Here is an 11,202-nt window from a genome sequence, read left to right as displayed (position 1 = left end):
ATCTACTGGCATTGTCCCGTGTGTCACGACAATGGCGTCATCACCGGGTGGCAGAACACGCTTTGGGACGGCTTCACAGATCCTGACGCCACATCATAAGGATCGCAGCTAGGGAAGACGTCGCAGGCTTACCGCTTACGGCTGAGCTGCTCTTGTTATTTTCCGACAGTTGGCTGATTCCAGCCCGGTATCGTAGCGAATAGATGCCAGGCGCAGCCACCCGGGTCTCCGGGATAGATTCGTGATTACCGCGGCATTCGGTCGAGTTTCGCGGCCGACACGTCGAAGCTTCCCGGCTGTACACGCATACTGCCGCACGCTTCTCGCATACGCCGCGGGCCAGTGCAAATCAAAAGGCCACGAACGCACCATTGTGGAGGATCCAATCCACCGCCGGTCAGGCCAGCATCTTATATTTCCTATTTCTGCGTTCTCTCAGCAGGCGCACCCTGACCCCACGTGACAGATCTTGTCCTGCGCGATGCAGGTATCACCGCAAGGCTTGCCTTTCGTGCACACCTTGCAGCATCGCGCGGCACCCCCCTTCCTGGAGCTCAGGCCGAATCTTTCGTTTACCGCCTCGGCCTTGGTCGCAGCCATCTGCAGGAAATTGGCCACTTCCGACCCGGCGGAAACGTCGTCTGCCGGGACCGCACTGGAAATAACAAACAGGAACGCCGCGATCAAACAGATGACTACCTTCATGGCCCTCTCCCATGTCGCCTTTCAGCTCAGAATCTGGCCACCCCACGGATCGATGACTGTGCGACAGGTCACAAGCGTAGGAGACGCGACGCAGCACGACCATCGCAGCGAGAAATGCGTCCCAACAAACAAAACGATCCACCATCGGCAGACAGCCAACATCCTCAATGGCTCCATACCTTTTGTTCTCCGAATGCCCCATGAATCAGCGACAAGCCAGAACACCTCGCACCAGATCGCCCGCATGACACACCACTTGCACTGCTTGCCAAGGAGGGTTGGCAGAAGGCTCATATCGGCGAGTACCTCTCGTACAAGCAAGCCCTGAGCAAATACACACTCAGCGCCATTCTCCTGTCCAAACCCGTTCTCGCCGCGGTACGTCGTCAGCTACGCCTGACGACCCCCGGAGTGAAGTTAGAGCTGGATGAGGTCAGGGAAGCTCTCGAGACAGACGTGATCAAAAGAGAAGTTCTGGAAGGAGACAAAGCGGCAAGTGCACGGCGGCAGGTCAATCGTGCAGTAAATCGCGGACAAAGGAGCAAGAACCCGGACGATAAATCCTCCCCTGAAACAACTGCTGTGACAGTCGAGCCAGCAGAATCAGAAAGTCATTCATGTATCTAGTTGGGTACTTCCTGGCCACTGACCTCGCCCCCAGAATTGTTAGGCAGTTTGGAATTGGACCAAGCTCACCGTCGAAGGCCACGCAGCCGGCGTGGCACACGGACGGTGAGCTGGACAATTCCGGAGTTGCAGGAACCTGGATTCATTGCTCAGGTCGGTGAGCAGCGCAGACTGATGAATGTTGATCGCCTGCTACGCCCAAGCAAGCATGCAACGCGATCCGGCGTTGGTCCCCTGCGAATCGAACGGAGCAACACTGAAGGCACGATGGAGCAACCCGACTAACGATGCGAATAGGGGAGTCCCCTATGCGGATCGTCGGTTAGCCGTCTCGCGACGGTGCTCACCGCCTCTGTCTTGACCCACTCTTCACGTGCATGCTACACAAGAACTCGGCGCAGTCGCCCGAATGACTTCTCAACCGGGGCTGAGGATAGAGTTGAAGAGCGTTGACGCGAAGATAACGACGACACTTTGGCGCAGCGACGCGCTCCCTCGTGCTTGCCAGAGACAAACCGCGTTGGAAGAAGAGCTGGCCGAGTCCCATATCCCGTGGGCGATCTATCCGGAACAGGACAATGACCTACATTTCGAGATGGAGCGAAGCCATTTTCTAGATCTGGATCTGTTGAGGGTCCGATGTGGAGCGCTGCGTGGCTTTCGTGCAGAGCAGCAACTTGCGGCGACCTCCGACGCATATGTAGGCGTTCTGCTGGTCGACGCGGGCCTCGAGAAGTTCGATCTCGATGGTTCCGAGGTCTGGATGGAGCCGGGAAAACTCGTGATGTGGGACAGCTCGATGCCAATGCGCTTTGAAGTCCCGCCAGGCCGAATGAACAAGCTCACACTGTTCGTCCGCCACCAGACGTTGAGCTCGTACTTCCCCCAATTCATGAAGTTCATCGGCAAGCCGCTCGACGCGACGCGCGGAAGCGGCGCCATCTTCGCATCGCACTTGATGACGATGGAACGCGAGATCCGACACTTGGCTCGTGCCTCGGCGCCGCGGCTACTCCAAGGCACGCTCGAGACACTGGCATTTGCCTTTCAGGATGTGGAACTCCAAGGGGAGGCTACCGGCGGCAGACGCGTCTTGGCGCGGGTGATCCTCGATTATGTAGAGCGTAACCTCTCAAATGCGGATCTTGGTCCCGCTTCCATCGCCGAGGCGCATCGAATCTCGACGCGCTATCTGCACATGCTTTTCAACGAAGAGGGCTTGTCGATTTCCAAGACCATATTGCAGCGACGCCTCATGCGCTGCAAAGCAGACCTGTCGGCGCCGGCTCTGAAACACCTTTCGATCAGTGATATCGCTTTTGAGTGGGGCTTCCAGGACGCCAGCTATTTCACACGCGCATTCCGTCGCGAATTCGGCATGTCGCCTCGAGAATTCCGCTACGAGGCGTCAGCCGGCACATCGATCGCTGCTGCTACTGGCTAACTCAGATCGTGCGGCTCTTGCGATCTTCGAGCGATGAGCCGCTTGTCACTAGAGCAGTCTGGCGACGACCTGCCCCTTGGAAATCGGCTGCTCGGCGGCCACCAGAATCTTGAGCCGGCCAGCGACCGGAGCCACCAGCTCCACCGCTACCTTCTCGTACATCAGGTCGGCTATGACGGCGCCAGCGCAGACGGCTTCCCCGTCCTCGAAGAACCAGTTCGAGATGAACCCTTGTCCGTTCCCATCCCACGCATCCGCCCCAATTACAACGTCCGTCACAGTCTGCGCCCCATCATTTCGGTTACAGCGACTGCCACTTTGGTCGAATTGGGCAAGGTGGAGTGTTCCATGGCCGGCGCGAACGCAATCGGAACGTCCGGCGAGGTAATGCGGCGCGGCTGCGCCGACAACTTCACCGACGGCGCTTCGCATACAGATGCGATAATTTCCGCGGCCACGCCGCAGCTTCGATAATCGTCATCGATAACCACCAGGCGCCCCGTCTTTCGCACCGAATCCAGGATGGACTCGATGTCGAGCGGGCAGATCGTGCGGACATCGATGACCTCCGCGTCGATGCCATCTTTGGCAAGTGCGTCCGCAGCCTCGAGCGCCTGGTGCAGCGTCAGCCCCCAACCCACCAACGTCACGTCCTTGCCTTCGCGGACCGTAGCGGCCTTGCCGATCGGAACGCTAAACGCTTCCGCGGGAACGTGAGCGATCGAACCGGGCACGGTGCCGAGCCAGCCCATGCCCTGCAGCGCCTTGTGAAACATGAAGATCACGGGATTGTTGTCCCTGATCGCGCTGCGCATGAGGCCCTTCGCGTCATGCGCATTCGAGGGAATTACAACTTTCAGTCCGGGCAGATGCGCGAACGTCGCATACAAACATTGCGAGTGCTGGCCACCGTCGCTATAGCCCCCGCCCACCGCGGTCATCAGGACCAGCGGGCAACCGACCTGCCCACCCGAGAAGAACGCCTGCTTCGCCGCCAGGTTGTAGATCGCATCGAGGCAGACGCCCATAAAATCCACGAACATCAGTTCGACGACCGGACGCATGCCGGAAGCGGCCATGCCGACGGCTGCGCCGATAAAGGCGGTTTCGGAGATCGGCGTATCTCGGACGCGCGTTGGTCCGAAGCGCTCGAGCAGTCCCTGCGTCGTGCCGAACACTCCGCCGAGCTTGGCGATATCCTCGCCCATTACCAACACGTTCGGATCTTCGGCCATCTCCTGCGCGATGGCTTCGCTCATGGCCTTTGCGATGGTGAGTCGTCGCTGCGACGTTGCGTTCATGCAAGAAATCTCTCTGCTCTCTGACACACTCGACGCTAGATGAAGACGCAGGTCAGCGCGTCAGCGGGAATCGGCGTAGGAGCCGCACGCGCCGAAGCGATCGCGTCATCCACAAGCTCCCGCGCGCTCGTTTCCGCCGCGTCGAGTTCCGCGGCGCTTACGCCCGATGCTGACAGTCGCTGCCGGTAAGCCGGTATCGGATCGATCGCTTGCAGGCGCGCGACCTCGCCCGGAGGTCTGTACTTCTCGGCATCGCCCATGAAATGGCCTTCGAGACGATGCGTCTCGATCTCGATCAGAGTCGGCCCCTCGCCGGCTCGGGCGCGCTCGATGGCCGCGCCGGCGACTTCGTACACCGCATCGGCATCGTTGCCTGGCACGAAGATGCCTGGCATGTCATAGCCCTGAGCGCGAATCGAGTTGCGTTCGACGGCCGTCGATTCGCGCTTCTCGACGGAGATGCCCCAGGCGTTGTCCTCGATCACGAACACCACGGGCGCTTTCCATACGGCGGCAAGATTCAGCGACTCATGAAATGCGCCCTGATTGGCGGCGCCTTCGCCGATGTAGGAAATAGCGATCGAGTCGCGGCCCTGCAGTTTCGCCGCAAGAGCCATTCCCACTGCCGGCCCCATTCCCGCGGCGATGATCCCCGAGTTCGAGAAATTGACCGCCGCATCGAACAGGTGCATGTGCCCGCCACGTCCGCCCGACAGACCGGTCGCCTTGCCGAAAATCTCAGCGGCCATACGACGCAGGTCGACGTTTTTGGCTATGGCGACGTGGTGCGCGCGATGCGGAGCCGTCACGCAATCGTCGGCACGAAGGTGCGCACAGACGCCGACGGCGCAAGGCTCCTGGCCGCTCGCCAGATGCATCTCTCCTGGCAAAGGCCCCTTGGCCATGTTGAATACGGGTTGCTTGCCCTCGAGATACGCGAGCTTCAACCTTTCCTCGAACAGCCTCGCCGTCACCATCTTCTGGTACATCCAGAGGCGTACTTTTGCGCTTGCGGCCATGCTCTACCCTTAGGTGCAAACTCTGTCGACGATCGCCCGTCAGCCCATCAGGCGTTGACCTGCGGCGACAATGTCATCCACGCGCGGATAGAACCTGTTCTCCAGCACCGGCGCGAAGGGAACCGGCGAATGCGGCGAGCCGAGACGGACCGGAGCTGCCTTCAGCGAATCAAACGCCTTGTCGGTGACGGATGCGACGATCTCGGCACCGATGCCACAGAAGGTCGATGCCTCGTGCACGACCAGCAAGCGTCCGGTCCGGGCGACCGATTCGAGGATGGCTTGCGTGTCGAGCGGATAGATAGTGCGAGGGTCGATCACCTCGGCGTCGATGCCCTGCTCGGCCAGCGTCTGCGCAGCGGCAAGCGCAGAGTGCACCATGCGCGACACCGCAACGATGGTCAGATCCTTGCCTGCCCGCGCTACGGCCGCCTTGCCGAGCGGCACGAGATGGTCTCCATCGGGCACCTCGCCCTTGAAATTTCCGAGCGCCTTGCTGTCGAGGAAAATGACCGGGTTGTCATCGCGTATCGCAGACTTGAGCAGACCTTTGCAGTCCGCGGGAGTCGAGGGACAAACTACAATCAGACCGGGCACGTGGGCGCACATCGCCTCGATACTCTGCGAATGCTGTGCGGCTGCGGAGATGCCACCGCCGGTGCCGGCCATGATCGTCAGCGGCACGGTCGAACTGCCGCCGCACATGAACCGCATCTTCGCAGCCTGGTTGACGATCTCGTCCCAAGCGCGCATGAGGAAATCCGCGAACATCAACTGGATCACCGGGCGAGCTCCGACCAGCGCCGCGCCGACCGCCATGCCGACAATGGCTGCTTCGCTGATTGGCGTGTCCCGCACCCGCTTGGGGCCGAAGCGCTCGAGCAATCCAACCGAACCGCCGAACACACCGCCGACTTTCGCCACGTCGATGCCGGCGTGAAATACGGTCGCATCTCGCGCCATCTCTTCCGCCAATGCCGCGGTGGTCGCCTGAATACACGTCATCTGAGTCATTGATTCATCCTCTGTCTGCTCTTGCCTACGATTTGCCGGCCGGGGGTCACACGTAGGCCGTTTGCAAAGCTTCTTCCAGCGTCGGGTCTGGCGAGTTGCGCGAGAATTCGATGGCCGCGGCAACCTCCGCATCCGTTTCGAGCTCGATCGCCTTGAACTCGTCCGCGCTCAGATAACCGAGCTGCTGGCACCGCTCGACAAAACGCCGCAGCGCGTCCGCCGACCGAGTGGCCAACACTTCTTCCTTGGTGCGGTACTTCTGCGAGTCCCCCTCGTAGTGGCCATGCCATCGATGGGTCACGCACTCGATGATGCTCGGACCCTCGCCCTCCAGCGCGCGCCGGCGCGCTTGCGTCACAGCGTCGAAAATGCTTTCGACATCGTCGGTGATGCGCACGCCCGGGATGCCGTAAGCAGCCGCCCGCTCCGCCACCGTCTGCACCGACATGAGATCCTTCGACGGGCTCATCTCGGTCCATTGATTGTTCTCGACAATCAGGATGTACGGCAGCTTCCAGATCGCCGCGATGTTCATGGCCTCGTGAAACAAACCGACGTTACAGGCGCCATCTCCAATGAACGAGACGGAGACTCCGCTCGAGCCGAGCAAGTCTCTGCCGAAGGCGCCGCCGAGCCCGATGCCGAGCCCGGCGCCCACGATGCCGTTGGCGCCGAGGATGCCCAGTCGCACGTCGGCAATGTGCATCGAGCCGCCCTTGCCGCCACACATGCCGGTGGCTTTCGCAAACAACTCCGCCATCATCGGCTTCAGCTCCGCGCCCTTGGCGATGCACTGGCCGTGCCCGCGATGCGTGCTTGTGATGTAGTCCTGGGGCTGAAGCGCCGCGCACGCAGCGGCCGCCACGCTCTCTTGACCGAGAGACATGTGCACGAAGCCAGCCAGCTCCGCCTTTCGAAACAAGGTCGACACGCTCTGTTCGAATTTTCGGATCTTGACCATCGTCCGCACGATTGCGAGCGCGGTGGATTTGTTCATCGTCATCGTTAAGCTCCTATCTCCGCAGTCAGGGCCACTAGCTGCTGCGTGATGTCACGTAGAAATGCTGCCGCAGGCGCGCCATCCACCAGCCGGTGATCGAATACAAGTGTGAGATACGTCGTGCGCCGGGCGACGACCTGGCCATCAGATACGACTGGACGAAGTTTCTCGGTTCCCACGCCCAGGATTCCGCATTGAGGGACGTTTAGAATCGGCGAGAAGAAGTCCACGCCGAAGCCGCCGAGATTGCTCAGCGTGAACGTTCCGTTGCCCAACACCTTCGAGGAGAAATCGCCGTCCCGAACGCGGGCGGTGAGCGCGGCGCGTTCCTTTGCGATGTCCACGACGCTCATTCGATCCGCGTCTTTGATGACCGGAACGAACAAGCCTTGCGGGAGGTTGACGGCGAAACCGAGATTGATCGCCTCGAACGTTCGCTGTTTTCCTTCGAACAGAGCCGAGTTCATTGCAGGGTGGGCCCGCAGCGAGCGCGCCACGGCCAGCAGAATGGCATCGAACAGCGTCGTCTTCACCGGACTGTGACGAAGACTCAGAGCGACGAGCGCAGTCGAAAGCTCGTCGGTCTGCGCCTCCACCGTGATCGACACTTTGGGAACGGCCCATCCCGCATCCATCCGCCCGCCGATGATCTTGCGAATCGGCGACAGCTCCGTGTCGATGAAGCTGGCGGCCGTCATCGGGATGATCCGCCGCTGGCGCCGAGTCGGCCGATGACTTCGCCGATCGCCGCGATCTCTCCCTCCTGCTTGACGATCTGCTCGAGAACGCCTGCGGTTTCGGCAAGCACATCCTCTTGAGTCTTTTCCGATTCGATCGTGACGACGACCTGGCCGGCCGTCACGGCCTGCCCGGGGCTCACGTGCCAGGTCACTACACGGCCTTCCGTCATGGTCAGGCCTAGTTGCGGCATAACGATGTCTAGACTGGACACGATGATTTCACCTGAGTTGAACGCGCTCGCAGAGCCACCCTGGGAGCAACCTTCCTGCGCGGCGCCCACGGCGCCGGCAGGCCAAGATTCGACTGCACCATGGAACACGTCACCGCGTCTTCCAGTACGCCTGGAGTCCGTAGGTGCGAGGGGTTCCGAGCACCTTCACCGTTCCGAACAGACCGGCGTTACGGATCGCATTGGTCGCGTACAGCTCATCGCTCAGATTGCGGCCGTACAGCGCCACGCCCCAGCTCCCGGAGGAATGGTCAAAGGCGATGCGTGCGTCGACCAGGCCATAAGAGTCCTGGGAGACGTAGTGGCGATTGAACGCATCGAACCAGAAGTCGCTCTTGTACGCGTAGTCGGCCCGAACCACGACACTGCCGTGGCTGCCGGCATTGAACGAGTACTGGGCGCCCACATTGCCGGTCCACTCGGGCGCACGCGGCAACTTGTTGTCCGACAGGTCCTGGTCGCCGACGAGCGGATTGTCCGGATCGACCGTGACGAAGCTGTCGAACGTGGCGTCGAGATAGGAAACGCCAATGTTCACCTCGAGCCCGTCGAAGGGAGCGACGATCAAGTCCAGCTCGGTGCCCGTGATCTCCGCGTCCGCCGCGTTTACGATCGACCCGAGCGCGGTCGCGCCGGCATACTGCGTGACCTGCAGATCGCTGTAGTCGTAATAGAACACCGCCGCGTTGAGCCTCGCCAGACCGTCGAACAGCTCCGACTTCACACCCGCTTCGTAGCTCCAGATGTATTCCGGATCGTAGGGCTCGCGCTGATTCGAGAACGAATTGAAGCCGCCGCTGCGGAAGCCTCTGCTGGCCGTGAAATAGAGGTTGACGTCGTCGTTGAGCTGATAACGCAGACCCGCCCGCGGCGTCCACGCGGACCAGTCCTTCTTGTCGCTGAGATACTCCGGAACTCCGTTCGTCAGGAACGTCAGGTCCTGCTCCTTCTCGTCGAACGAGTAGCGCAGGCCGCCGATCAGCTCGAGCCGCTCGCCAATGGGCCAGGTGATCTGACCGAAGGCCGCATAGGCGACGGAAGTAAGGTCCGCAATCGGCTGCACCGTGACTGCGCCGCCGGCGATGCGGATATCCAGGTTCGAATCGGCGTCCTCGTGGAAGTAGAACAACCCTGCCACCCAGTTCGCGCCGCCTTCGGTTTCGCCGCTCAACTGGAACTCCTGCGAAAACGAGGTGCTGTTGGCTGATACGAACTGCTGCAGGAAGTCGTTGTCGGTATTGTCGATGTCCTGCGCGAAGAACGTTTCGCTGCGCCGCGCGCCGGTAATCGACTTGAAAGTCATCGCTCCGAGGTCATGCGTCAGCTTGATGCTGCCGCCGTAGCTCTCGTTCTCCTCGATCGGAAGCACATTGAGCCAGACGTTGAAGGGATCGCTACGATCGATATTGCCGCCCGCGGCGACCGCGATCGGGTCGCCATCGCGCAGCTCCGGAGTAAGAATCGCCGTCTTTGCGCTCTCATCGGAGAGATAGTCGAAGCCAAAATCAAGCCGGGTGCGGTCCGACACTTTGTACAGGAGCTTCGCGCGCAATCCTAAAACGTCTTCGCCGGCAATGTCGTCTCGTCCACTTACGCGGTCCGTGTAGAAGCCGTCGCCGTCAATGCGCAATACGCTCAGACGGGCGGACACCTTTTCCGACAACGGCCCATTGATCGTGGCGCGCACACGCGTATGCGCCTGGTTACCGATCTCGATATCCCCGCCAGCGGAGAAAAATTGGTCGGGATCGCGCGTGAAGATATTGATCGCGCCGCCCGTCGCATTCCGGCCGTACAAGGTGCCTTGCGGACCTTTGAGAACCTCGATTCGCTCGATGTCGTAGAATTCCTGAGCTGCCGCTGCAGGACGCGCAATGTAGACATCGTCGATGTTCACCGCGACGGTGGAATCGCTCGCCACCGAAATGTTCTCGCTGCCGATGCCGCGCAGATACGGCTGGAACTGCATTTGAATGCCGCTGATCACCAGTCCTGGCGTCAGGCGCTGCAAATCGTTGGAGTTTTCGATACCCGCACGTTGCAACATGTCCGCGGAAAACGCGTTCATGGTGATCGGCACGTCCTGCGCCGACGCCGATCGCCTCTCGGCGGTTACCACGACCTCTTCCAGCATGCCGCCCGCCGACGAAGATTGCGCAGCACCAGTGGTTTGCTCCGCGGCCCACGCGCTGCCCGACTGACCCGTCAGGCACGGCATGGCAAGCGCTAGAGTGCATCCAACCATCAGCCGCCGCGACGGTCCTGTAGAGTACATATACGTTTCCCCCAACCTGGATTGTGTTCTGGTCGCTCGGCAGTCGGCGACTCGACGTGGATCATGCTGACATGAGCGCACTCGCAGTTCTTGACTGCCAGTGAAGCGCTGCTTGACGCTCGGTGAACCGAGAACAGGTCGTGCGTCATCAGTCCTAGCCGTACACCGCGGCGCGCAGCGGGTTGCTTCTTGCGGAGGACAGTTGGAGTTCGCTGAGCGTCAATTCCGCTCGATCGACAACCTCTACACTCATCGCTTCAGTTCAACGCAGCGTTGTTCAACCCAAGGAGCCTGCAAATGACTGCCGATGAGATGCAGACGATCAAGCGTGAGGTGACCCACTCTTGCGAGCGTTACCTCAAAGACTACGTAGCCGCGCTTTGGGAGAATTACCGCCACGACACGCCGATCGACTACGAGAAGCTCGGCTTCTGGCAATTTCCGGTGCTGTACGTCGCCGGACTCGCTGACCGGGAAGGCAGCCTGGTGACCATCTGCGGCCGGGAGGAATTCGACGGATGGATTCGCAAGCTCTATCACGGCTTCTACGATCAAGGGCTCGGCGTCAGGCTGGACCTGGAATGGTCTGAAGTGACGGTCATTTCACCAGAGTACGCCGTGATCGAAACCAAAGGCACGCGGTATCGGCAGGACGACACGCCATTCAACACCTGGGGATCTTGCTACTGGATGCGGCGCGTCGGCGGTGTGTGGAAGCAGTTCGGCGTCTGCGAAACCGACCCGCCTCGCCCGACCGTGGCGCAATGGACGAATTGGCTGCGGAGCTTTCTTCTGCCATCCTGAAAGCCATGCGTAACGAGTTCCGAGTTCGCACGCGGCAATTGCA

11 protein-coding genes are annotated in these 11,202 nt (G+C 60.7%); 2 read left to right on the top strand and 9 right to left on the bottom strand.

The genetic code is table 11. From position 1 onward, the window contains the following. Window positions 1–435: 435 nt before the first annotated feature. The gene (locus VGE08_RS09535; protein WP_331067636.1) at window positions 436–705 is read right to left on the bottom strand and encodes a hypothetical protein; all 270 of its coding nucleotides are present in this window, start codon (window positions 703–705) and stop codon (window positions 436–438) included. Window positions 706–1,741: 1,036 nt separating this feature from the next. Between VGE08_RS09535 and VGE08_RS09530 the strand changes: the two genes are divergently transcribed. Further along, on the top strand, window positions 1,742–2,776 hold the full coding sequence (locus VGE08_RS09530) for a helix-turn-helix domain-containing protein (RefSeq protein WP_331067635.1): 1,035 nt from the start codon (window positions 1,742–1,744) through the stop codon (window positions 2,774–2,776). A 48-nt stretch (window positions 2,777–2,824) separates the two neighbouring features. On the opposite strand, the gene VGE08_RS09525 is transcribed toward VGE08_RS09530, so the two are convergent. The 8 genes from VGE08_RS09525 to VGE08_RS09490 form a co-directional block, all read right to left on the bottom strand. Further along, entirely contained in the window at window positions 2,825–3,055 is a 231-nt protein-coding gene (locus VGE08_RS09525) for a biotin/lipoyl-containing protein (RefSeq protein WP_331067634.1), read from the bottom strand. Then, the gene (locus tag VGE08_RS09520; protein WP_331067633.1) at window positions 3,052–4,077 is read right to left on the bottom strand and encodes an alpha-ketoacid dehydrogenase subunit beta; all 1,026 of its coding nucleotides are present in this window, start codon (window positions 4,075–4,077) and stop codon (window positions 3,052–3,054) included. The genes VGE08_RS09525 and VGE08_RS09520 overlap by 4 nt, the downstream gene beginning before the upstream one ends. Window positions 4,078–4,112: 35 nt before the next feature. After that, complete coding sequence (locus VGE08_RS09515; protein WP_331067632.1) at window positions 4,113–5,096, bottom strand: thiamine pyrophosphate-dependent dehydrogenase E1 component subunit alpha; 984 nt, start codon at window positions 5,094–5,096, stop codon at window positions 4,113–4,115. 39 nt (window positions 5,097–5,135) lie between these two features. Beyond that, entirely contained in the window at window positions 5,136–6,110 is a 975-nt protein-coding gene (locus tag VGE08_RS09510) for an alpha-ketoacid dehydrogenase subunit beta (RefSeq protein WP_331067631.1), read from the bottom strand. A gap of 46 nt (window positions 6,111–6,156) precedes the next feature. Then, entirely contained in the window at window positions 6,157–7,113 is a 957-nt protein-coding gene (locus VGE08_RS09505) for a thiamine pyrophosphate-dependent dehydrogenase E1 component subunit alpha (RefSeq protein WP_331067630.1), read from the bottom strand. A gap of 2 nt (window positions 7,114–7,115) precedes the next feature. Further along, a complete protein-coding gene (locus tag VGE08_RS09500) occupies window positions 7,116–7,808 on the bottom strand; it encodes a 2-oxo acid dehydrogenase subunit E2 (RefSeq protein WP_331067629.1) in 693 nt (230 codons plus the stop codon). Continuing rightward, window positions 7,805–8,062, bottom strand: a complete 258-nt coding sequence (locus tag VGE08_RS09495; RefSeq protein WP_331067628.1) for a lipoyl domain-containing protein — start codon at window positions 8,060–8,062, stop codon at window positions 7,805–7,807. The genes VGE08_RS09500 and VGE08_RS09495 overlap by 4 nt, the downstream gene beginning before the upstream one ends. A gap of 109 nt (window positions 8,063–8,171) precedes the next feature. Beyond that, the gene (locus tag VGE08_RS09490; RefSeq protein WP_331067627.1) at window positions 8,172–10,355 is read right to left on the bottom strand and encodes a TonB-dependent receptor; all 2,184 of its coding nucleotides are present in this window, start codon (window positions 10,353–10,355) and stop codon (window positions 8,172–8,174) included. 297 nt (window positions 10,356–10,652) lie between these two features. On the opposite strand from VGE08_RS09490, the gene VGE08_RS09485 reads away from it, so the two are divergent. Further along, window positions 10,653–11,159, top strand: a complete 507-nt coding sequence (locus VGE08_RS09485; RefSeq protein ID WP_331067626.1) for a hypothetical protein — start codon at window positions 10,653–10,655, stop codon at window positions 11,157–11,159. The last annotated feature ends 43 nt before the right edge of the window (window positions 11,160–11,202 follow it).

Origin of the sequence: Steroidobacter sp., from assembly GCF_036406195.1 — a bacterium.
Classification (GTDB): domain Bacteria; phylum Pseudomonadota; class Gammaproteobacteria; order Steroidobacterales; family Steroidobacteraceae; genus Steroidobacter.
This window is presented reverse-complemented; position numbering and strand designations above follow the sequence as displayed.